This is a genomic window from Mesorhizobium sp. M0802 (genome assembly GCF_040320115.1).
GTDB lineage: Bacteria > Pseudomonadota > Alphaproteobacteria > Rhizobiales > Rhizobiaceae > Mesorhizobium.
Genome location: NZ_JAMYOY010000007.1, coordinates 87,035 through 107,404 on the forward strand (window position 1 = coordinate 87,035; position 20,370 = coordinate 107,404).

At 63.7% G+C, this 20,370-nt stretch carries 24 protein-coding genes; 12 read left to right on the top strand and 12 right to left on the bottom strand.

Annotated features, from left to right (window positions below; translation table 11 throughout):
• Window positions 1-56: 56 nt before the first annotated feature.
• The 4 genes from rpoN to lptC all read right to left on the bottom strand — a co-directional run bounded on the left by rpoN (window position 57) and on the right by lptC (window position 3,897).
• Entirely contained in the window at window positions 57-1,583 is a 1,527-nt protein-coding gene (gene rpoN / locus NKI10_RS12615; RefSeq protein ID WP_352860206.1) for an RNA polymerase factor sigma-54, read from the bottom strand.
• A gap of 214 nt (window positions 1,584-1,797) precedes the next feature.
• A complete protein-coding gene (lptB, locus tag NKI10_RS12620) occupies window positions 1,798-2,616 on the bottom strand; it encodes an LPS export ABC transporter ATP-binding protein (protein ID WP_023669746.1) in 819 nt (272 codons plus the stop codon).
• A complete protein-coding gene (locus NKI10_RS12625) occupies window positions 2,613-3,197 on the bottom strand; it encodes an LptA/OstA family protein (protein WP_023683069.1) in 585 nt (194 codons plus the stop codon). Before NKI10_RS12625 ends, lptB begins: the two co-directional genes overlap by 4 nt.
• Window positions 3,184-3,897, bottom strand: coding sequence for an LPS export ABC transporter periplasmic protein LptC (gene lptC / locus NKI10_RS12630; RefSeq protein WP_352860209.1), 714 nt, complete (start codon window positions 3,895-3,897; stop codon window positions 3,184-3,186). Before lptC ends, NKI10_RS12625 begins: the two co-directional genes overlap by 14 nt.
• 295 nt (window positions 3,898-4,192) lie before the next feature.
• Here lptC and sppA point away from each other — a divergent pair, with 295 nt between their 5' ends.
• The 4 genes from sppA to lhpI all read left to right on the top strand — a co-directional run bounded on the left by sppA (window position 4,193) and on the right by lhpI (window position 6,908).
• Window positions 4,193-5,149, top strand: coding sequence for a signal peptide peptidase SppA (sppA, locus tag NKI10_RS12635; RefSeq protein WP_023747044.1), 957 nt, complete (start codon window positions 4,193-4,195; stop codon window positions 5,147-5,149).
• 79 nt (window positions 5,150-5,228) lie between these two features.
• Window positions 5,229-5,513 (top strand): integration host factor subunit beta, encoded by a 285-nt coding sequence (locus NKI10_RS12640; protein WP_006200394.1) that lies wholly within the window; start codon window positions 5,229-5,231, stop codon window positions 5,511-5,513.
• Window positions 5,514-5,566: 53 nt separating this feature from the next.
• Window positions 5,567-5,911 (top strand): DUF1049 domain-containing protein, encoded by a 345-nt coding sequence (locus tag NKI10_RS12645; RefSeq protein WP_352860212.1) that lies wholly within the window; start codon window positions 5,567-5,569, stop codon window positions 5,909-5,911.
• 31 nt (window positions 5,912-5,942) lie between these two features.
• Window positions 5,943-6,908 (top strand): bifunctional Delta(1)-pyrroline-2-carboxylate/Delta(1)-piperideine-2-carboxylate reductase, encoded by a 966-nt coding sequence (gene lhpI / locus NKI10_RS12650; RefSeq protein WP_352860214.1) that lies wholly within the window; start codon window positions 5,943-5,945, stop codon window positions 6,906-6,908.
• Here the strand turns inward: lhpI and NKI10_RS12655 are convergent.
• From NKI10_RS12655 to NKI10_RS12670, 4 genes are all read right to left on the bottom strand, one after another.
• The gene (locus NKI10_RS12655) at window positions 6,898-7,320 is read right to left on the bottom strand and encodes a VOC family protein (RefSeq protein WP_352860216.1); all 423 of its coding nucleotides are present in this window, start codon (window positions 7,318-7,320) and stop codon (window positions 6,898-6,900) included. The two genes, lhpI and NKI10_RS12655, sit on opposite strands and share 11 nt — an antisense overlap.
• Before the next feature lie 131 nt (window positions 7,321-7,451).
• Window positions 7,452-7,871, bottom strand: a complete 420-nt coding sequence (locus NKI10_RS12660) for an EVE domain-containing protein (RefSeq protein WP_352860218.1) — start codon at window positions 7,869-7,871, stop codon at window positions 7,452-7,454.
• The gene (locus NKI10_RS12665) at window positions 7,868-8,278 is read right to left on the bottom strand and encodes a VOC family protein (protein ID WP_023698200.1); all 411 of its coding nucleotides are present in this window, start codon (window positions 8,276-8,278) and stop codon (window positions 7,868-7,870) included. The genes NKI10_RS12660 and NKI10_RS12665 overlap by 4 nt, the downstream gene beginning before the upstream one ends.
• A gap of 91 nt (window positions 8,279-8,369) precedes the next feature.
• Window positions 8,370-9,068, bottom strand: a complete 699-nt coding sequence (locus NKI10_RS12670; protein ID WP_023700107.1) for a helix-turn-helix transcriptional regulator — start codon at window positions 9,066-9,068, stop codon at window positions 8,370-8,372.
• 126 nt (window positions 9,069-9,194) lie between these two features.
• On the opposite strand from NKI10_RS12670, the gene NKI10_RS12675 reads away from it, so the two are divergent.
• From NKI10_RS12675 to olsB, 6 genes are all read left to right on the top strand, one after another.
• On the top strand, window positions 9,195-10,277 hold the full coding sequence (locus NKI10_RS12675; RefSeq protein ID WP_352860221.1) for an RsmD family RNA methyltransferase: 1,083 nt from the start codon (window positions 9,195-9,197) through the stop codon (window positions 10,275-10,277).
• Window positions 10,278-10,311: 34 nt separating this feature from the next.
• The gene (locus NKI10_RS12680; RefSeq protein ID WP_352860223.1) at window positions 10,312-11,169 is read left to right on the top strand and encodes a TrmH family RNA methyltransferase; all 858 of its coding nucleotides are present in this window, start codon (window positions 10,312-10,314) and stop codon (window positions 11,167-11,169) included.
• Entirely contained in the window at window positions 11,166-11,654 is a 489-nt protein-coding gene (gene lspA / locus NKI10_RS12685; RefSeq protein WP_352860225.1) for a signal peptidase II, read from the top strand. The genes NKI10_RS12680 and lspA overlap by 4 nt, the downstream gene beginning before the upstream one ends.
• Before the next feature lie 105 nt (window positions 11,655-11,759).
• Window positions 11,760-12,749: an acrylyl-CoA reductase (NADPH) gene (acuI, locus tag NKI10_RS12690; protein ID WP_352860227.1), complete on the top strand. Its 990-nt coding sequence runs from the start codon at window positions 11,760-11,762 to the stop codon at window positions 12,747-12,749.
• 141 nt (window positions 12,750-12,890) lie between these two features.
• Window positions 12,891-15,179 (top strand): response regulator, encoded by a 2,289-nt coding sequence (locus tag NKI10_RS12695; protein ID WP_352860229.1) that lies wholly within the window; start codon window positions 12,891-12,893, stop codon window positions 15,177-15,179.
• A gap of 295 nt (window positions 15,180-15,474) precedes the next feature.
• Entirely contained in the window at window positions 15,475-16,350 is an 876-nt protein-coding gene (olsB, locus tag NKI10_RS12700; protein ID WP_023683057.1) for a l-ornithine N(alpha)-acyltransferase, read from the top strand.
• A gap of 107 nt (window positions 16,351-16,457) precedes the next feature.
• Here the strand turns inward: olsB and NKI10_RS12705 are convergent, their stop codons facing one another.
• Both NKI10_RS12705 and grpE read right to left on the bottom strand, forming a co-directional pair.
• Entirely contained in the window at window positions 16,458-17,090 is a 633-nt protein-coding gene (locus NKI10_RS12705; protein ID WP_023683056.1) for a trimeric intracellular cation channel family protein, read from the bottom strand.
• A gap of 152 nt (window positions 17,091-17,242) precedes the next feature.
• Window positions 17,243-17,872, bottom strand: a complete 630-nt coding sequence (grpE, locus tag NKI10_RS12710) for a nucleotide exchange factor GrpE (protein WP_023691975.1) — start codon at window positions 17,870-17,872, stop codon at window positions 17,243-17,245.
• 259 nt (window positions 17,873-18,131) lie between these two features.
• Here grpE and NKI10_RS12715 point away from each other — a divergent pair, with 259 nt between their 5' ends.
• Complete coding sequence (locus tag NKI10_RS12715) at window positions 18,132-18,332, top strand: hypothetical protein (protein ID WP_023669766.1); 201 nt, start codon at window positions 18,132-18,134, stop codon at window positions 18,330-18,332.
• Between the two features lie 84 nt (window positions 18,333-18,416).
• On the top strand, window positions 18,417-19,439 hold the full coding sequence (locus tag NKI10_RS12720; RefSeq protein ID WP_352460464.1) for a fatty acid desaturase: 1,023 nt from the start codon (window positions 18,417-18,419) through the stop codon (window positions 19,437-19,439).
• A 146-nt stretch (window positions 19,440-19,585) separates the two neighbouring features.
• On the opposite strand, the gene NKI10_RS12725 is transcribed toward NKI10_RS12720, so the two are convergent.
• Together NKI10_RS12725 and NKI10_RS12730 are read right to left on the bottom strand one after the other, a co-directional pair.
• Complete coding sequence (locus NKI10_RS12725) at window positions 19,586-19,708, bottom strand: hypothetical protein (protein ID WP_023728539.1); 123 nt, start codon at window positions 19,706-19,708, stop codon at window positions 19,586-19,588.
• Window positions 19,709-19,750: 42 nt separating this feature from the next.
• Window positions 19,751-20,284 carry a DUF934 domain-containing protein gene (locus tag NKI10_RS12730; protein WP_352860230.1) on the bottom strand — a complete coding sequence of 178 codons (534 nt, stop codon included), beginning with the start codon at window positions 20,282-20,284 and terminating at the stop codon, window positions 19,751-19,753.
• Window positions 20,285-20,370 lie beyond the last annotated feature (86 nt).

The following is a 20,370-nucleotide window of genomic DNA, read 5'->3' on the forward strand; positions in this document are numbered from 1 at the left end:
AGGTCGGAAAGTTGTGGAATCCAGCCATAGCAAAAACCCCTGTCGGGCAAGCAGAGCTAGCGCCCCGCGCTCGCCAGAGCGCGCTTTTCACGCCGCCGCTGCACCGACGAGGGAATATTCATACCCTCCCGGTACTTGGCCACCGTGCGCCGGGCAATATCGACGCCGCTTTCCTTCAACATATCGACGATTGCGTCATCGGACAGCACATCGGCGGGCTTTTCCTCGTCGATCAGCTGCTTGATGCGGTCGCGCACCGCTTCCGAGGAATGCGCATCACCGCCGCCCGACGCCGCGATCGAAGCCGTGAAGAAATAACGCAGCTCGAACACGCCACGCGGCGTCAGCATGTATTTGTTGGCCGTCACCCGGCTGACGGTCGATTCATGCATGCCGATGGCATCGGCCACCGTGCGCAGGTTGAGCGGCCTGAGCTGGCGCACGCCATGGACGAGAAAAGCGTCCTGCTGGCGCACGATTTCCGACGCCACTTTCAGGATCGTCTTTGCCCGCTGGTCGAGGCTCCGCGTCAGCCAGTTGGCATTCTGCAGGCATTCGGCCAGGAAATCCTTCTCCGCCTGATTCTTCGCATGCGGCGAGACCTGGGCGAAATAGATGTGATCGACCAGCACGCGCGGCAGCGTCTCGGCATTGAGCTCGACCGTCCAGCTACCGTCATTGGCGGCACGGACTTCGACATCGGCGACGATGGCATCGCTGGCGCCGCCTGAAAATGCCGTGCCCGGACGCGGATCGAGCGCGCGGATTTCGGCCAGCATGTCGAGGAGATCCTCCTCGTCAACCCCGCAAAGCCGCTTCAGCGTCTGGAAATCGCGCCGCGCCAGGAGTTCGAGGTTGCCGATCAGCGTTTTCATCGCCGGATCGAGACGATCGCGCATGGCAAGTTGCAGCGACAGGCATTCGGCAAGGTCGCGCGCAAACAGGCCGACCGGCTCGAATGTGTGGCAGGCTGCCAGCACCTTGGCCACCATCGCCTGATCGGCGCCGAGCCGTTTGGCGATCTCGGCGGGATCGGCGCGCAGATAGCCGGCCTCGTCCAGGCCGTCGGCCAGTTCGGCTGCGATCAGCCTTGCGGCCGGATCGGCAAAGGCAAGCGCGATCTGCTCGCCGACATGCTGGCGCAGCGTGATCGCCGCGGCGGCCATGTCGCCGACGTCGAAGCCTTCGGAAGAACCGGACGAACTATTGCCGGTGGCCGACTTCCACTGCGCCGTCAGGTCCGGACCGAGCCGCTCGCTGGTGCCGGGATCGTCGGGGAACAGATTTTCCAGCGAGCTGTCGAGCTTGTCGGAGATCGCTTCGGCGCTCCACGCCGTCTCGTTTTCGAACCAGTCACCATCGGCGGCAGGCTCAGGAGCGGCATCGCCCTTCTGCACCTGGTCGCTTGCGGCGTCATCCTGGGGCTCGGCGCGCTCCAGCAGCGGATTGCGCTCGATCTCGTCGTCGATGAAGTGGTCGAGCTCGACATGGGTGAGCTGCAACAGCCTGATCGACTGCATCAGCTGCGGCGTCATCACCAGCGACTGGGATTGTCGTAGCTGTAGTTTCGCCGCCAACGCCATGGTTCGGTTTCAAACGCCCTTCTGCACCCGGAAGCCTACACATCAGAAGCTGCCGGAAAATGAATTTTTCCGACCTTCCATAGAAACTGGCCCGGCTTTTGCTTGTCAAGGCGAACGATGGCAAAAGGCCCCTACCGAAGCATTATCTCACGCAAAATCGGAGAAAAAAGCCCGGCGGGGCGGCAAAAATCACGTCAGGAAACAAATTTCACGCTCAGAGCGTGAAACCTTCGCCGAGGTAGAGCCGGCGCACATCGGGGTTCGCCACCACCTCGTCGGCACGGCCATGAGTCAGCACCTGGCCGGCATGGATGATGTAGGCGCGGTCGATGAGGCCGAGCGTTTCGCGCACATTGTGGTCGGTGATCAGCACGCCGATGCCGCGCGCCGTTAGATGACGAACCAGCTGCTGGATGTCGGCGACGGCAATCGGGTCGATGCCGGCGAACGGCTCGTCGAGCAGCATGTAGGCCGGGCGCGTCGCCAAAGCTCGGGCGATCTCAAGACGCCGCCGCTCGCCACCCGACAGCGACATGGACGGCGACTTCCGCAGATGGCTGATGTGAAATTCCTCGAGCAGTTCGTCGAGATTGCGCTCGCGCACCTTGCGGTCCTTCTCAACCACTTCGAGCACGGCGCGGATGTTCTGCTCGACATTCAGGCCGCGGAAGATCGAGGCTTCCTGCGGCAAATAGCCGATGCCGAGGCGGGCGCGGCGGTACATCGGCATCGAGGTGACGTCGAAACCGTCGATCTCGATCGTGCCCTCATCGACCGGCACCAAGCCGGTGACCATGTAGAAACAGGTGGTCTTGCCGGCGCCGTTCGGCCCGAGCAGCCCGACAGCCTCGCCGGCGCGCACGCCGATGGTGACACCGCTGACCACCTTGCGGCCCTTGTAGCTCTTGGTCAGACCCTTGGCGATCAGGGTGCCCTTGAACTTCGAGGAATCAACGGTGACTGTGGCCGGTGCTGCAAGTTTACTGGCCGCCCGTCCCGGAAGGCGGGTCAGCAGCGAAGACACGCCAGTCATTCGGGCTTCGGGGCCTCGGATTTCGGTGGCGGCGTCATCGACATGATGACGCGCCCGCCGCAGCCATCGACCTGAGCCAGGCCGCTTTTCATCTGCACGGTGAGCTTGCAGCCCTTGAGGACGTTGGGTCCTTGGGACAAGACGACCTCCTTGCCCGACAGAACAAGCACCTGCGTCTTCATGTCGAACGTGGCGTTGTCGCCGGTGGCGATCTGGTCATTCGACTTGATGTAGACTTTGTTCTTGACCACCAGATGGTCGATATTGGCCGAACCGGTCATCGCCGAAGCGCCGGCGGCAGCACCTTTGGCGGCGTTGGGGTCCTTGACGTAGTAGACCTCCATGCTGCCGGCCTTGAGCAGCGTTGGCCCTTGCGTGACGGTGACGTTGCCGCTGAACAGCGCCATGCTGTCGGCCTGGCGGACCTCAAGTTTGTCGCTCTCGATCTGGATCGGCTGGTCGCCCGACAGTTTGAGCCCGGATTGGCTGCTGGCGCTGGACTGAGCCCAGGACGGCGCCATACCCAGCAACAGCAAGGCCGAAGCTGCGGCGACAAGCCGTGCCGAATTACTGGGACGCATTCGATTCTCCGCTCTTTGCCTCTGTCGCCTTCATAGTGGCCGGATCAATGTGGACGCTTACTTTATTTTCAAAAACGACAACCTTGCCATTCTCCTCGACCGACATCGAACCCGCGGTGATCCGCGAGCCGTTACGGCTGACATCGACCGCATCCCCTGTCTTCATAGAGCCTTTGCCCATATCGAGGAAGACCGATTTGAAGATGGCAGCGACGCCGTCAGTGGTGGTGACGGTAACGTCGCTGGTCATGTCCATCGTGTTGGCGCTTCTGTTGTAGATGCCGCGCTTGGCGTCGACGGTCGCCACATTGTCGGCCGTCAGCGGCAATTTGGCATGGATGCCTTCGAGTTCGATGATGTCCTGCTTGCCGACATCCTGGATGGCGCGCAAGGCCGTCAGCGAATAGGGCAGCTTGTCCTTGGTGAAGCCGTTGAGCTTCGGGTTGGCCATCACCAGCTTGCCATCCGCGAAAGCGGTGCCGTCTGCCTGTATCGAAATGTTGATCGGCGCCGCCAGATAGGAATAGACCGGAAACGCAACCGCGATCCCGGCGGCAAGCACCGGCACGGCAAACTTAAGCACGCGCACGCGGCGCGAGTGGCGCTGGGCGCGGTCGAAGGCGTCGCCGCGCGTGCCCGCTGGCGCCGTGGGCGCCAAGGCCGCATCGGCATTGGTCGGTTCGTTCGATCGCGCAAGCATGACTGACTTCTAATAAACCCTTGTCCGCCAAAACACCTGCTATAGGTGGGTTGCCGGCCCCCGCAAGCAAGCACAAGCGGAGGAAAACCGCAAAAATGTGACGGCCGCTGTTTTACAGACGGAACTCAGGCGACACAATTTCGTCGCTTCATAGCAGAAACGAACGCGCCGCGTCATTTTTTCCTGAAATGCCTCCGTCGTGAAGGTCGCTTCGTCGCAGGCTCTTGAGGAAGAGGTAGCCGGGCGCGGACGCTTGCTTTAAAAGCATCGCTTCCCACCGACTGTGAGGCAGACCATGGCACTGAGAGCCGACGACCTGATCGACCGCCGCCGCTTGCGGCGCAAGCTGACCTTCTGGCGCGGCGCCGCCATTGCCATCGTGGCCCTTGGGGTGATTGCGCTTGCAAGCTGGTTCTATGGCGGCGACCTCGGCGGTTCCTCCGTCGACCACATCGCCAAGGTCAGGATCGAAGGCACCATCACCGAGGACGAGGAACTGATCAAGCGGCTGGAAACCATCCGCACATCCTCGCAGGTCAAGGGCGTTATCCTGGCGATCGATTCGCCCGGCGGCACCACGGTCGGCGGCGAATCGATCTACGAGGAGGTGCGCAAGCTTGCCGCCGACAAGCCGGTGGTGGCCGAGGTCGGCACGCTGGCCGCATCGGCCGGCTACATGATCGCCAGTGCCAGCGACCATATCGTTGCCCGCAAGACGTCGATCGTCGGCTCGATCGGTGTGCTCATCCAGTATCCCGATGTCAGCGGTCTGATGGACAAGGTCGGCATCAAGCTCGAGGAAGTGAAATCCTCGCCGCTGAAGGCATCGCCCTCGCCCTTCAAGCCGACCAATGAAGACGAGCGAGCCATGGTCCGCAAGCTCATCCTCGACAGCTATGACTGGTTCGTCGGCATCGTCGCCGAGCGCCGCAAAATGACCCGCGATCAGGCACTGGCCCTTGCCGACGGCTCGATCTTCACCGGCCGCCAGGGCCTTGCCAACGGTCTGATCGACGCTGTCGGCGGCGAGAGCGTGGCGATCGACTGGCTGGCGACCAAGGGTGTCGACGCCAAGCTCAAGGTGGTGGAATGGAAGGACACCGAGCGGCGTGGCGGCTTCCTGTTCTCGAAAGCAATAGCGCGCAGCGTCGGCAGCGCGCTCGGCATGTCGGAGGCCGGCGGCGACGTGCTTCACGAAATTGGCGCGGATCGCTTGTTTCTTGACGGTCTCGTTTCCGTCTGGCACCCTTGATCTGCCGGTTGGGGCGAGTAAAAAAGCAATAAAATCATCCTGATAATTTGACCGCAGCGCTTTCACGGGGACCTTTCTGATGATCAAATCCGAGCTTGTGCAGATCATTGCCACGCGCAACCCGCATCTTTTCCTGCGCGACGTCGAAAACATCGTGGGAGCGATCTTCGACGAGATCACCGATGCCCTGGCGGAAGGCAACCGGGTCGAATTGCGCGGCTTCGGCGCTTTTTCGGTGAAAAATCGCCCCGCCCGCACCGGCCGCAACCCGCGCACCGGCGAATCCGTCGAGGTCGAGGAGAAGTGGGTGCCGTTCTTCAAGACCGGCAAGGAATTGCGTGAAAGGCTGAATGGCGGCAAGTAGGCGCGGACCAACGCGCCGGCGTTATCAAGGCCTGCCTTCTCCAGGGAATCTCTATGCTGAACCGCTTCATACTTATCGTGGTCTTCGTGCCGCTCGCCGTCATCCTGATTGCGCTGGCCGTCGCCAACCGCGAGCTGGTCGCCTTCACGCTCGACCCGTTCAACCCCGGCAATCCGAAACTGACGCTGACCTTGCCGCTGTTCATCTTCCTGTTCGTGGCGCTCGCCATCGGCATGGTCGTCGGCAGCCTGGCGACCTGGTTCAAGCAGGGCCGCTACCGCAAGCTGGCGCGCCAGCGCGGGGTCGAGGCCGAGAATTTGCGCCAGGCGGTCAGCCGTATACCCGCCGTGCAGCAGGGCGCGGCCGCCGGGCCGGCGCTGCCGAAGCCAACGGCCTGAAGCCGGCGCTTTTATCTTCGCGGAGTTTTGCATGCTGACCATTTCGGCCGACGCTGTCGACCAGGCGCTGACTTTTCCCGGGCTGGTCGAGACATTGCGCGCGGCCTTCCGCGAGGGTGCTGTGCAACCCGTCCGCCATCATCACGGGGTCGAGCGGCCCGACGGTGCCACATCCACGCTGCTTTTGATGCCGGCGTGGACCGACTTCCATGCGGCCGGCACATCGGTCGGGGGTCATATCGGCGTCAAGATCGTCACCGTATCGCCCGACAACAACGCCATCGGCAAACCGGCGGTGATGGGGCTCTACCTCCTGCTCAACGGCGCCACCGGCGAGCCCGAAGCGCTGATCGACGGCCAACGGCTGACACAGTGGCGCACCGCTTGCGCCTCGGCGCTGGCGGCCTCCTATCTCGCCCGCGAGGACGCATCGCGGCTTCTGGTGGTCGGCGCCGGCGCCCTGTCGCCGTTCCTCGCCAAGGCGCACTCCGCGGTGCGGCCGATCAAGACCATCCGCATCTGGAACCGCACGCCCGCCAATGCCGAAAAGGTCGCGGCTGATTTGCGCGCGGACGGTTTCAACGCCGAGGCCGCAAGCGATCTCGACGCCGAACTCGCCGAGGCCGACATCGTCTCATCGGCGACGATCACGACGACGCCGCTGGTCAAGGGTGCGCTGCTCAAGCCGGGCGCGCATGTCGATCTGGTCGGCGGCTTCACGCCGACCATGCGCGAAAGCGACGACGACGCGATCTCGCGTGCCCGCGTCTATGTCGACACCCGCGCCGGCGCCACCAAGGAAGCCGGCGACATCGTCCAGCCGCTCGCCTCCGGCGTGCTGAAGCCGGAAGCCATCGTCGCCGATCTGCATGAACTGGCGCGCGGTGAGAAAAAAGGCCGGCAGAGCGCCAGTGAAATCACGCTGTTCAAGTCGGTCGGCGCCGCGCTCGAAGACCTTGCCGCCGGCATTGCCGTCTACAACGCGCTCAAGCAGTAGCGTCTGCGCCGATTCTGCGATCGAACTTCCTGATCGCTTCCGCGCTGACCGGGGTGAAGAAGTTCACCAGATTGCCATCGGGATCGCGCAGCAGCAGCGACCGGTTACCCCATGGCATCGTCGTCGGCGTCTGTACGAAATCGCCGATAATTTTCGCCAGCCTGCTGTACTCAGCATCAACATCGGCGACGTGAAACTCGAGGATCGCTGAGCGATTGGCGGCCGGCTGCGCCACATCAGTTCCGAACAGGGCCAGCGTGCGGGTGCTGCCGATCGCCAGTGTGCAGGACGGCGTTGCCAGTTCGGCGAAATCGTCTGTGAACCAGGTTGCGGTAAGCCCGGTGATCGTGTCGTAGAATGCCACCAAGGGCTTGATCTGATCGGCAATGATGCGGATCGAGACGAAGTCCATCTTATTCTCCTGGGGCAAGCGCGACGCTATCTGAAGACAATCGCTTGTCGCACAAGGCTGCTGACAACTTGGTGTCAGCAGCCTTGTCACGGTGCCTTGCCGATCCGGCGGCTGGATGCTTCAGCCTGCCTTCATGGAGCGCCCATCGCCTCGACGATCAGCGCGAAATCATGCGCCGTAATTTCGAACAGGCCAAAGCGCAGTTGATAACCCCAGTTCGATTTGCCCGCGGTGAAGTCGAGCTGCTCGAGCAGCGGCTTGATCGGCGCCTCCTCGGCCTTGGCCCATTCGACATCCCTGCGGAACGGCGTGAAGCCACCGCCCATGTCGCCCTGGTAAGGCTCGCCTTCTCGCACGGTGCCGATTGCCGTGAAGGCCTGCAGGCCGTCCTTCTCGCGCAGAATTGTGGTCGGCGAGTAGTAGATGATGCCGTCGCCGGGCTTGATGCGGCGCAAAGGTGCCGCCTTGCCGTGGTTGACCTGCATGAAGCCGGCCTCGCGGCCGCGCCGGACATGTTCGGCGGAAGCGACCGCGATCCAGTGCGCACTCATTTCTGTTCTCCATTGGCCTGTTCCCCATTGGCCTGTTCTCCGTCGTTCAGCCAGTAGACGCGCAGCCGGTGCTTGTCGGGATCGAGCGCAACGAAGGTGCGGCCGAAGTCCATGTCGGTCGGCGTCTGCAGAATGGTCAAGCCGCGTCCTGCCCAGTCCGTGTAGGCGGCGTCCACCGCATCAGGCCGGTCCAACGCGAAGACGAGCTCCGCACCGCCGCCCGCGGCCGCGGCCGACGGCTCCACCGTGTGGCGCGACCACAGGCCGAGCTTGAAGCCATTGTCGAGCACGAACAGCACGAAGGTCGGCGACGTCTCCACCGGCTGGCGTCCCAGCAGCGCACCGTAGAAGGCGCCGCTCCGCTCCGGGCTGTCGACATAAAGGATGACGAAATTGGGGGTGTTCATGTCTGCTCTCCAGGGTTTCGATTGGAGGAGCATAGGTGACCCCACTGTCAGATTCTGGCAGCAGCGTCTTGTGGGCGCGTGGAAAGGAGCATTAAGCGCCAGGCTGGCGCTTCGGTGCGTCCAGCGTCGCGCGCCATTCCTTCAGCAGCGCCTGCCGACGACGCGGATAGCGGATATCCGTGGTGTTGAGCCCCGACATCCGGTCGGCGCGAAAATGTCTGAAATCCTGCCGCGTCTCGCACCAGGCCACCACCACCCGCACCTTGTCGAAAAAGCCGAGCGCGAATGGCCAGATCAAGCGCTCGGAGGCGGCGCCGCCGGCGTCGCGGTAAAGAAAGCCGAGTTTTCTCTCGTTGCGGATCGCCTGGCGCACCAGGCCAAGGTCGATGCTTTCGACAGCATCGCCGTGCGGCCCGACCAAAAGCGCGGTCGCATCGAGGTCCTCGCGCAGATCATCCGGCAGCACAGCGGCAATCTTGGCCAGCGCGTCGGTGGCGGCGGCCGACAGCCGCTTGTCCGGTTGTCTGGCAACCCAACGCGATCCCAGAACGATGGCCTCGATCTCCTCGTCGGTGAACATCAGTGGCGGCAGCATGAAGCCGGGTTTCAGCACATAGCCCAGCCCAGCCTCGCCCTCGATCGGCGCGCCTTGCCCCTGCAGCGTGGCAATGTCGCGGTAGAGCGTTCGGATCGAAACGTCCATCTCGCCGGCAAGCGTGCGACCGCTCACCGGCCGGCGATGCCGGCGCAGGATCTGGATCAAGTCGAGCAGGCGTTCGGAACGGGACATGATTCGAGATTTGCCTGTTTCCTCAGCGAGGTCCACCACCTCAGACATTCGCACGCTGACCATTTTGTTTGCGCAGCCGGTGACCCTATGTCAAAAGCGGCCTGCCGCCTCCGGAGACGCTCCTGCTTGAAGTCCTTTCGAGACAAACGCCGCGACAACCGTCCGCCCGCAAAGGGCAGGACCGAACACGCGCGGCCGCAGCCGGGCACCGTACCAGTCCGACCCGAAGCCAGACAGCCACGCCACGAAACAAAACCGGACGACCGGTCTGATCCGAAGCCCGCCCCCCGTATCCTGGCGCGTCGCGAAGGCATCCTGCCCACTGAGCGCCTGCCGGTGATCCTCGAAGTGGCGCCCAATCGGGATTATGCGCTGCTCGACAGCGGTGCCGGCGAGAAGCTCGAACAATACGGCCCCTACCGCATCGTGCGGCCCGAGGGACAGGCGATCTGGCAAAAGGCCTTGCCCGCCAGGGACTGGGACCGCGCCGACGCCATCTTCACCGGCGACACCGACGAAGAAGGCATCGGCCGCTGGCGGTTCCCGAAGGTACCGCTGGGCGAGACCTGGCCGATGAAGCATGACGGCATCGACTATCTCGGCCGCTTCACCTCGTTTCGCCATGTCGGCGTCTTCCCCGAGCAGGCTTCGCACTGGGACCATATGGCCAGCCTGATCGCGGCGGCCAACCGCCCGGTCAAGGTGCTGAACCTGTTCGGCTATACCGGGCTCGCGTCTCTCGTAGCCGCCCGTGCCGGCGCCGAGGTCACCCATGTCGATGCCTCCAGGAAGGCGGTCGGCTGGGCGCGCGAAAACCAGGAAATGGCCGGTCTCGGCAGCAAGCCGATCCGCTGGATCGTTGACGATGCAGTGAAATTCGCCGAGCGCGAAGAGCGCCGCGGCAGCCGCTACGACATCATCCTGTTCGACCCGCCCGCCTATGGCCGCGGCCCCAAGGGCGAGGTCTGGCAGTTGTTCGAGGACCTGCCCGGCCTGACCGATCTTTGCCGCGCGATCCTGACGCCGAAACCGCTCACCGTGGTGCTGACCGCCTATTCCATCCGCGCCTCCTTCTTCGCCATCCATGCCTTGATGCGCGACACTTTTGCCGGCATGGGCGGCACGGTTGAATCAGGCGAACTGATCATCCGCGAGCAATCCGCCGGCCGGGCGCTGTCGACATCGCTGTTTTCGCGCTGGGTGGCCTGAATGCCCGGGAGACCTGAATGCCCGGGAGTCCCGAATGAATGAGCGGCACGCAGGTGCGCCCGGGCAGGTCAAGGAAGTCACCAGCCTTGCCAATCCGCTGATCAAGGACATCAAGGCGCTCGCCCAGAAGAAATTCCGCGACCAGCAGAACGCCTTCATGGCCGAAGGGCTGAAGCTGGTCATCGACGCCCTCGACCTCGGCTGGTCGATCAGGACGCTGGTTTTCGCCAAGGCCGGACGCGGCAATGCGGCGGTCGAAAAGGTGGCGGCGCGCACGGTTGCCGCCGGCGGCACCGTGCTCGAAGTGTCCGAAAAAGTGCTGGTCGCCATCACCCGCCGCGACAATCCGCAAATGGTGGTCGGCGTCTTCCGGCAAAAACTGCTGCCTCTAGGAGACATCCGCGCTCACGACGGCGACGTCTGGGTGGCGCTCGACCGGGTGCGCGATCCCGGCAATCTCGGCACCGTCATCCGCACCGTCGATGCCGTCGGCGCCAAGGGCGTCATCCTGGTCGGCGAGACTACCGATCCTTTTTCTGTCGAGACCGTGCGCGCCACCATGGGCTCGATTTTCGCCGTGCCGGTGACCAAGGCGACGCCGGAAGCATTTCTGGCTTGGCGAAACAGCTTCTCGGGCCTGGTGGTCGGCACCCATCTGAAGGGTGCGGTCGACTACCGCTCGGTCGATTTCTCCCGAGGACCGGTGCTCTTGATGATGGGCAATGAGCAGCAGGGCCTGCCCGACAATCTGGCGGAAAGCTGCGACCGGCTGCTGCGGATTCCGCAGGCCGGCCGCGCCGATTCACTCAATTTGGCGGTCGCCACCGGAATCATGCTGTTCGAGATCCGGCGCGGCGCGCTGAAACTTGCCCCCGAGGACGCCACATCGTGAAATCATGGTCTCCCTATGCGCTGCTGGTGGTGGTGGCAATCGCGCTCGACCAGTGGATAAAGCATCTGATCGAGACCGGCCTCGGCTTCCAGGAAAAGCTCGACCTGGTGCCATTCCTGGCGCTGTTTCGCACCTACAATACCGGCATCGCCTTCTCGATGTTCTCGTCCTTCGGCGACACCGGCCTGGTTGTCATCGCGGTCGTGGTCGTTGCCTTTGTGCTTTACCTCGCAACGCGTACGCCATCCGGCCATGTGCTGGCCCGCATCGGCTTTGCCCTGATCATCGGCGGCGCGATCGGCAATCTGATCGACCGCGCCGTCTACGGCCACGTCATCGACTATATATTGTTCCACACGCCGGTATGGTCCTTCGCCGTCTTCAACCTCGCCGATGCCTTCATTTCGGTCGGCGCGGCGCTGGTCGTCTTCGACGAGTTCATAGGCTGGCGGCGCGAGGCCAAGCCGCAAGGCCCAGAAGCCTGACGGCCCGGCTCTTTTGACCAATTGACCTCGCCGGACGGTCGCCGCACAGTTCGGCCAGAGCCAGCCAATGCCGACCGCCAGCCTTTGCGAAGCCGAGGAGAAGAGATGCCTGAAACCTTCAAAGCCATCCTCGTTTCGCGCGACGCCGAAAAGAAACAGTCGGTGGAGGTCGTCGATTTCGGCGAAGCCGATCTGATGGAAGGCGACGTCACCGTCGCGGTCGAGGCGACGACGGTCAACTACAAGGACGGGCTGGCCATCACTGGGAAAGCGCCAGTGATCCGCCGCTGGCCGCTGGTGCCGGGCATCGATTTCGCCGGAACCGTCCTCTCCTCATCGCATGCCGACTGGCGCAAGGGCGACAAGGTCATCCTCAATGGCTGGGGCGTCGGCGAGACGCATTTCGGCGCCTATGCCGGGCGCGCCCGCGTCAACGGCGACTGGCTGGTGCCGTTGCCCGACGGCATCAGCGCCCACGATGCGATGGCGGTCGGCACCGCCGGCTATACGGCCATGCTCAGCGTCATGGCGCTGGAGCGGCACGGCATCCTGCCGGATCGCGGCCCGGTGGTGGTGACGGGTGCAGCCGGCGGCGTTGGGTCGGTCGCGGTCTCGATCCTGTCCAGCCTTGGCTATCACGTCATCGCCTCGACCGGCCGCAGCGCCGAAAGCTCCTATCTGATCGACCTCGGTGCCGCCGAAGTGATTTCGCGCGAGGAACTCTCCCAGCCGGCCAAGCCGCTGGCCAAGGAGCGCTGGGCCGGCGGCATCGATGCCGTCGGCAGCCACACGCTGGCCAATGTGCTGTCGATGACCGCCTATGGCGGCGCGGTCGCCGCCTGCGGCCTGGCGGGTGGCATGGATCTGCCGTCGAGCGTCGCCCCGTTCATCCTGCGCGGCGTCTCGCTGCTCGGCATCGCTTCAGTGATGGCGCCAAAGGCTGTGCGGCTGGAAGCCTGGCGCCGCATCGGCAGCGATCTTGATCTCAAGAAGCTCGCCGGCCTGTCGACGACCATCGGCTTCGACGGCATCATCACCGCCGCCCATGACATCGTCGAGGGCAAGATCAGGGGCCGCGTGGTTGTCGATATGTGAGGCTCCCGAAGCATGATCCCGAAAGGGAATCAGGTTTCGGAAAAGATCAGGCGATGCGGAAAACCGCCAAAAATGCATGACCGCTAAAATTCGAACGATCCGCCGCGCTTTTCCATAATCTCTATCTGCAAGGAGTTCCGCATGATCGCGGAGTCCGCCAGGAAAGAGAAGAGCCGTGCCGAAAGCGTCGACGGGCCGAGTCCGGCGACGGCGAAGCGGCAGCGTGTTGCGCCGCCGCCTCTGGCGCCGGATTTGCCGCGCGCCACGTCCGAGGGCCTGCCGTTCCTGACGGTGGTCGCCAGTGTCGCGCTGGCGGGCCTCTCCCACCTCACCGGTGCGCCGATCTTCATCACCCTCGGCCTGCTGGCGACAGGCCTTGCCGGCGTCGCCATGCACCTGCGCAGCCGCCGCACCGTCCGCCGCGCGGCGGCCTTGCTCGACGAAACCGCGGCCCGTAGCCGCGCCGAAATCGAGACGCTGGCCGACCGTATGTGGGAGATGCAGGAGAGCGAGGAGCGTTTTCGCGGGCTGATCGATGCGCTCGGCGATCTCGTCGTCCACCGCGACCGCGATGGCCACATCGTCTACGCCAACAAGGTTTTCGCCAGCCTCGTCGGAACCGACCAACGCGACCTTGCCGGCAGGACCCTCGCCGAACACGGCATTGATGTCGGCATCGTCCCCGACGCCGCCTTTTCCGATCATGAATGCCTGAGTTCCACCGACGTCTCCATACGCACCCCGAACGGTCCGCGCTGGTTCTCATGGATCGAACTGTCGGTACGCGACAAGGATAGCGGCGCCGTCTCGCACCGGGCGATTGCCCGCGACATCACCGCGCGCAAACGCGCCGAATCCTCGCTGATCACCGCGCGCGAGCGCGCCGAATATGCCAGCCAGGCCAAGTCGCGCTTCCTCGCCACCGTCAGCCATGAGATCCGCACGCCGATGAACGGCATCATGGGCATGGCCAAGCTTCTGGCTGACACCAATCTGTCGCCCGAGCAGCGCACCTATGTCGGCGCTGTCTCGACCTCGGCCAGCGCCCTTTTGGCGCTCATCGAGGATTTGCTCGACTATTCCAAGATAGAGGCCGGCCGTTTCGACCCGGAGCCGCAGCCGACATCGCTGCGCGAAATCGCCGACAACATCGTCGAACTGATGGCAGCGAAAGCCTTCGCCAAGAAAATCGGCCTCGGCTGTCATGTCGAGCCCGACGTGCCGCAGATGATCATGGCCGATCCCGGCAGGGTCAGGCAGGTGCTGCTCAACCTGATCGGCAATGCGATCAAGTTCACCGACACCGGCGGCGTGCTGGTCTCGATTGCGCGCGCCCGCACCGATACCAGCGACCGCATCTGCTTCACCGTTACCGACACCGGCCCCGGCCTGCGCGAAGACGACATGGAGCGCATCTTCGAGGAATTCGAACAGTCCGACGGCACCTCGACCCGCACCCATGGCGGCGCCGGCCTCGGTCTGGCCATATCGAGGCGCCTGGTCGCCGCCATGGGCGGTGCCATTTCGGTGTCGAGCCGACTTGGCGAGGGATCGGAATTCGTCTTCGAGATCCCGGCCGCAGGAGCAACCGAAGCACCGCAGAACCGGCAGAACATCCTGGCCGGCCGGCGCGCCGTGATCGTGTCGAAGAACGCCGTCGAGGCGGACGCCATCGCCCGCACCATCCGCGCCCATGGCGGCGCCGTCGACGTCGCCGCAACCGCTTCCCAGGCGACGCCCTTCGCCGAACATTGCGATGTGCTGTTGATCGACGCGGCCCTGGAGGACGGCGACGGCAGACTGCTCAAGCGCCTGCGCCAGAGTGGCTTTGCCGATTGCGAGGCGATCACGCTGATCGCGCCGACCGACCGCGGCATGCTTGGCGAATTCCGCACCAGCGGCTACGCCACCTTCTTGGCGAGGCCGGTGCGCGGCGAAACCCTGCTGCGCGTGCTGCTGACCAGTCATGCCCCTGCCTTGCCGCCGCCCAAGCCGGAAAAGACCGGCGCGTCCTCTCTTCGTGCCCATGGCGCACGCCAGCAGGGCTTGTCGGTGCTGATCGCCGAAGATAACGACATCAACGCCATGCTTGCCCGCGCCACGCTTTTGAAGGCGGGACATCGCGTGAAAGTGGTCGGCAATGGCAAGGCCGCGGTCGAGGCGGTCACCGAGGCCGGGCTGAAAAATCGCTTCGATGTGGTGCTGATGGATTTGCACATGCCGGTGATGGACGGGCTGGACGCGATCGCCGCCATCCGCCGCCACGAGGAGGAAATGGCTGTGCCGCCGGTACCAATCATGGTGCTTTCGGCCGACAGCCAGGAAAAGACCCGCCACACCGTGCTCGCCCATGGCGCCAGCGGCTTCGTCACCAAGCCGCTCGATCCCGACGCGCTGGTCCATGCCGTCGAGGGCCAGGTGGCCGCCTGAATTCATGTCGCTCACCTGAATTCATGTCGCTCAAAAGTGGCCCCGGTTTTGAGAAGACGACATGCACAAAACAAAGACTTGAAGCGCGTCGCGTGAATCGTCCCAGCGCGACGCGCTTCAAGGCGACGCTGGCGCAATCCTCGCGTCACGTAGGTAGCCGAATGAGGGTTTTCGCCAGCCGACGAAGTATTGCCCGTCGCGCCGTATCACGGTACTGTCACAATCCTGTTGCACCTACACCGTATCCCCGTGCCAAGAGGGATGGCTCGAAGGAGAATCACTCGTGCATACAGTTATGCCGGAATGTGACACTCGGCCCAGCGCAGGCGGCGCTTTGCTCGCCGCGCGGAACGCCGATGCCGTCGCAACAGGCGCACCGCTGGGCCGTATCGGCAATCTCGAAGTGCGGCTTGCCCGCAATGAGGCCGAGATCGCCGCCGCGCAGGAAGTGCGCTACCGGGTGTTTTATGACGAGCTTGGCGCCAGGAAGGACCTGTTCCAGGCGCAGGACCGGCGCGACGCCGACCGCTTCGACCCGCTGTGCGACCATCTGCTGGTGCTTGACACCTCGATCTCCGGCCCCGAGCATCGCCGCATCGTCGGCACGTACCGCCTGCTGCGGCAAGAGATTGCGGCGACCGCCGGCGGCTTCTATTCCGAAGGCGAGTTCGAACTGACCAAGCTGATCGCCCGCCATCCCGGCCAGCGCTTCCTTGAGCTCGGCCGCTCATGCGTGCTGCCGGAATACCGCTCGAAGCGCACCATCGAGGCGCTGTGGCAAGGCATCTGGGCCTACATCAACCACTATGAGATCGGCGTGATGACCGGTTGTGCCTCGTTCCCTGGCACGGTGCCGGCTGCGCATGCCGAGGCGCTCACCTACCTTGCCCATCACTGCCGGACCAACTCCGCCTGGGATGTGCGGGCGGTCTCCGGGCGCTATTGCTCGATGGACCTGATGCCGATCGAGGCGGTCAACGCCAAGGCGGCGATTGCGGCCATGCCGCCGTTGGTCAAGGGCTATCTGCGCGTCGGCGCCCGCATCGGCGACGGCTGCGTCATCGACCGTGAGTTCTCCACCGTCGATGTGTTCGTGGTGATGCCGGTCAAGGAAATCGGCGCCCGCTACGTCAACTATTATGGCGGGGAAGCGCAGCGCTTTGCGGCATGAGGCAGTAGGCAGTAGGCAGTAGGCAGTAGGCAGTAGGCAGTAGTGAAGGCTGCCGCGAATTGCTGACTACCGACTATTCCCTATTCCCTATTCCCTAATCCCTCTCCCTACGGAATATCCTCCGGTCGCCGTCCCGGGCGGCTCTTGTAGGACGGAAAGGTCCAGCCGAATTTCAGCGCGCCGCCCCGCACCAGGAAAGCCGCGACGAAGCCGGCGATATCCGAGGCGAGCGGCGGCAGGCCGGCAAGATCGCCAAGTGTGTAGAGGCCGGCGCCCGCGAGTGCGGCGGTGACGTAGATTTCGGGCCTGAGCAGCACCGATGGCTCGCCGGCCAGCAGATCGCGCAGGATGCCGCCAAATGTGGCGGTCAACACGCCCATAACAACGGAGACGACCGGCGAGCCGGTGATGGCCAGCCCCTTGGCCGCGCCCATTACGGAAAAGGCCGCCAATCCGATGGCGTCGAGCCAGAGCAGCCATTTCCAGCGGGATTCGACGCGGTGGGCGATGAAGAAGACCAGCACCGCAACCGCCGCGCAAACCAGCACATAGCCGGAGTTGGCGACCCAAAAGACGGGCAGGTTGAGGATGACGTCGCGAAGCGTGCCGCCGCCAATGCCGGTGACGCTGGCCAGAAACAGGAAGCCGATAATGTCGAGCTGCTTGCGCGAAGCCGCCAGGGCCCCGGTCGCGGCAAAGACGGCGACGCCGGCATAGTCGAGGAGGTCGATGGGTGTCAGGGACATGAGGTAGTAGGGATTGGGAATTAGGGAAAGTATGAATAACACGAAGCCGCGCGATTGATACGCCTGCCTATTCCCTATTCCCTATTCCCTATTCCCTATTCCCTATCCCCTATTCCCTATTCCCTATTCCCTACTGCCTACCCTACTCACGCATCCTTCTCGGCCTGCTCGTTCACCGGCCCCGGCTCGACCGGCGCTTCGGTGGCCGCGATCTTGGGGCCGCCCTTGGCGACCCCGACCATGGCCGGCCGCAGCACGCGCTCGCCGATCGAATAGCCCGGCTGCACGACCTGGACGACGGTGTTGGCCGGCACATCGGGATTGGGCACTTCGAACATCGCCTGGTGGAAATTCGGGTCGAACTTCTCACCTTCCGGTTCGAGCTTCTTCACCCCATGCCGTTCCAGCGTCGACAGCATGGCGCGCTCGGTGATCTCGACGCCGTCGATCAGCGCCTTGAAGCCGGCATCTCCGGCCGCTTTCGCCTCGGCGGGGATAGCATCGAGCGCGCGGCGCAGATTGTCCGACACCGACAGCATGTCGCGGGCGAAATTGGCCACCGCATAGGCGCGCGCATCATGCACGTCGCGGGCGGTGCGGCGGCGCAGATTCTCCATCTCGGCTGCGACGCGCAGCGCGCGGTCCTTCAGCTCCTCGTTTTCCTTCAGCAGCCGCACCAGCGCTTCATAGTCGCCGTCGATGCCGCCTTGCGTGCGCTCGGCCTCGGCCGTTTCGATATCCTCGGGCGCGCGTTCGTCTTTTGTCTGGTCGCTCATCGCCATTTCCCGTCATTCGAATGGTTTGGATTTGCGCCCGATATCGAGGTTTGGCGGCCAAAAATCAAGGGGCAAGCCCAGGAGGACGCCCCACAGCAGGCAATGTTGCGGGCTGCCCGTCGGACTTGGTGCGGGGCGCAAGGACGTTCAAAATTAATTCAAACTTTACCGTAACGGCAGCCTTTGCTTGCCAATACCCCGCTATGGGGAACCATTCAAAGCTTGGAGGAGTTTTGAAACCGACACAGGATTTGAGACAATGGACCGCAATACTGGCAACAGAAGCGAAGAGCTCGCCGCCGACATCAGGCGCCAGTTCGGCACCGAGGCGACGACGCGCTTCTTGCGCACCTTGCCGGCCTTCCGCACCGAGGCCGACATTCCCGCCCGTTTCCGGGACCTGCTCGATCGGCTGGACGGCATAGAAGCCAGCATGGCCGGCGGCCAACGCCGTCAATAGCGATGCAATCGCGCGACAATTACGCGCAGTAATTTCGCGTGAGCTTTTCCTTGCAGCAGCGGGACGCCCCGCCTATGCTTCCTGATGAACATGATTTCCCCCGAGACGGCCGCCAACAGCAAGCGCGCCTGGTTGAAGATCCTGGCGCGCTACAAGAAGCCCGACCGGCGACGCAGCACTCTTGAACTCGCCATCACCCTTATTCCTTTCGTTACGCTGTGGGCGCTGTCTTCGGCAGCCTATTCCTATGGCCACTGGTGGGGCTTGATCCTGATCCTTCCCGCCGCCGGTTTTCTGGTGCGGATCTTCATGATCCAGCACGATTGCGGCCACGGCTCCTTCTTCGCCAACCGCACTGCCGACGACTGGATCGGCCGCGCGCTCGGCGTGCTGACGCTGACCCCTTACGATTGCTGGCGGCGCGCGCACGCCACCCATCACGCCAGCGCCGGCAATCTTGACGAGCGCGGCATGGGCGATATCAGGACGTTGACGGTTGCTGAATACCGCCGGCTGTCTTGGCGGGGACGCCTTGCCTATCGTCTCTACCGCCATCCCCTGGTGATGTTCGGCCTCGGGCCGATCTGGCTGTTCATCTTCGAGCAGAGGCTGCCCGTCGGCATGATGCGCGGCGGCCTGACGCCCTGGGTGTCGTCGATGACCACCAATCTCGGCATCGCGGTTGCGGCAGCGCTGCTTATCTGGCTGGTCGGCCCCGGCGCTTTCCTGATCGTCCATTTGCCGATCGTGATCCTGGCCGGATCGGCCGGCATCTGGCTGTTCTACGTCCAGCACCAGTTCGAGGAGACGGAATGGGCGAAGGACGAAGAGTGGGAATTCCAGCGTGCCGCCCTGCACGGCTCGTCCTATTACGATTTGCCGCCGGTGCTGAACTGGTTCACCGGCAATATCGGCGTCCATCACGTGCACCATCTCTCCGCCAAGGTGCCGGGGTACCGGTTGCAGGAAGTGCTGCGCGACTATCCGGAATTGCGCGGCATCGGCCGCGTCACGCTTCTCGACAGCCTGCGCTGCGTCAAGCTGGCGCTATGGGACGAGAATCGCCGCAAGCTGATCTCGTTTCGCGAAGCGCGGGCCTTGGCCTAAAAGCATTCCAGCAAAGTGAAGCGGTCTTCCCGGGAAAACCGCGCAGCGCTTTCCCTCGGGATCGCATAAAACAAGAAATAAACCGCCGCACCAAAGGGGCGGCTGCATCTCCCAGAAGATCTGCTCAGGTTGCCTTGCGCTCCGCATCAGGACCTTGCAGCCCTGATCACGTCAGCCGCCTTTTCGGCGATCATGATGGTCGCTGCATTGGTGTTGCCGCCGATCAGCGCGGCTTCCTCCCTGGCGGATACTTCCGTCCGGACAGCCAAGAGATCACAGTCTTTGTAAAGACAGGCGAAATTACCGCTGCGTCAGCTGTTGCGAACGCGCCGCCAGGAGTATTTCGGCCCCTTCGGCTCCGACGCTTCGGTCGGCTGATAGTAAAGGCCCAGCCCGCCTGTGCGGCCTTCTTCGAGGCGCTTCAGCAGAACCGGGTTGGAGATTTCGAACTCGTCGAAGCCGAGGCGCAGCATATGCGGCAGCTGGTCGACGAGCACCTGGCCAGTGGCGCGGACCGCGCCCTCGAAATGGTAGCGGCTGCGCAGCAATTCGCCCTTGGAAAACGAGCGGCCGTCGCTGAAGGCCGGGAAGGCCAGCGCCACCAGCGACAGCTGGTCGAGCAGATCCACGATCTTTTCCAGCTGGTCGCCGGGCTGCAGCGCGACGCCAAGCCGCTCCTTGGCCGAGCGCCGCACTTCGGCATCGAGGCCGAGAAATGCCTGCAACGGCAGGATGAAGCGGCCATTGCTCGCCAGTGCATCCGCACTTTCGGCATGTGTCCACTCGTCTTCGCGAAAACCCGTCCGGGTCCAGAGGCGGGTCTCCGCTGTGGTCTGTTCAGTCATAGAAAATTCCTAAAGCCCTAAAAATCGAAAGTCCGCGAAAGCCGGTCCACACCAAACCGGCGGCCTCCGGGCGGAAGCCGCCGTTG

Bases quoted from the DNA above. Each gene is read 5' to 3' on its own strand.
- NKI10_RS12715 (WP_023669766.1), top strand. From the start codon at position 18,132: ATGGACCGCAATACTGGCAACAGAAGCGAAGAGCTCGCCGCCGACATC.
- NKI10_RS12670 (WP_023700107.1), bottom strand. From the start codon at position 9,068: ATGTCCCGTTCCGAACGCCTGCTCGACTTGATCCAGATCCTGCGCCGG.
- NKI10_RS12645 (WP_352860212.1), top strand. From the start codon at position 5,567: ATGCTGAACCGCTTCATACTTATCGTGGTCTTCGTGCCGCTCGCCGTC.
- NKI10_RS12640 (WP_006200394.1), top strand. From the start codon at position 5,229: ATGATCAAATCCGAGCTTGTGCAGATCATTGCCACGCGCAACCCGCAT.
- NKI10_RS12665 (WP_023698200.1), bottom strand. From the start codon at position 8,278: ATGAACACCCCCAATTTCGTCATCCTTTATGTCGACAGCCCGGAGCGG.
- rpoN (WP_352860206.1), bottom strand. From the start codon at position 1,583: ATGGCGTTGGCGGCGAAACTACAGCTACGACAATCCCAGTCGCTGGTG.
- NKI10_RS12695 (WP_352860229.1), top strand. From the start codon at position 12,891: ATGATCGCGGAGTCCGCCAGGAAAGAGAAGAGCCGTGCCGAAAGCGTC.
- lhpI (WP_352860214.1), top strand. From the start codon at position 5,943: ATGCTGACCATTTCGGCCGACGCTGTCGACCAGGCGCTGACTTTTCCC.
- NKI10_RS12660 (WP_352860218.1), bottom strand. From the start codon at position 7,871: ATGAGTGCGCACTGGATCGCGGTCGCTTCCGCCGAACATGTCCGGCGC.
- NKI10_RS12625 (WP_023683069.1), bottom strand. From the start codon at position 3,197: ATGCGTCCCAGTAATTCGGCACGGCTTGTCGCCGCAGCTTCGGCCTTG.
- lptC (WP_352860209.1), bottom strand. From the start codon at position 3,897: ATGCTTGCGCGATCGAACGAACCGACCAATGCCGATGCGGCCTTGGCG.
- olsB (WP_023683057.1), top strand. From the start codon at position 15,475: ATGCCGGAATGTGACACTCGGCCCAGCGCAGGCGGCGCTTTGCTCGCC.
- NKI10_RS12655 (WP_352860216.1), bottom strand. From the start codon at position 7,320: ATGGACTTCGTCTCGATCCGCATCATTGCCGATCAGATCAAGCCCTTG.
- grpE (WP_023691975.1), bottom strand. From the start codon at position 17,872: ATGAGCGACCAGACAAAAGACGAACGCGCGCCCGAGGATATCGAAACG.
- lptB (WP_023669746.1), bottom strand. From the start codon at position 2,616: ATGACTGGCGTGTCTTCGCTGCTGACCCGCCTTCCGGGACGGGCGGCC.
- NKI10_RS12680 (WP_352860223.1), top strand. From the start codon at position 10,312: ATGAATGAGCGGCACGCAGGTGCGCCCGGGCAGGTCAAGGAAGTCACC.
- sppA (WP_023747044.1), top strand. From the start codon at position 4,193: ATGGCACTGAGAGCCGACGACCTGATCGACCGCCGCCGCTTGCGGCGC.
- NKI10_RS12730 (WP_352860230.1), bottom strand. From the start codon at position 20,284: ATGACTGAACAGACCACAGCGGAGACCCGCCTCTGGACCCGGACGGGT.
- acuI (WP_352860227.1), top strand. From the start codon at position 11,760: ATGCCTGAAACCTTCAAAGCCATCCTCGTTTCGCGCGACGCCGAAAAG.
- NKI10_RS12720 (WP_352460464.1), top strand. From the start codon at position 18,417: ATGAACATGATTTCCCCCGAGACGGCCGCCAACAGCAAGCGCGCCTGG.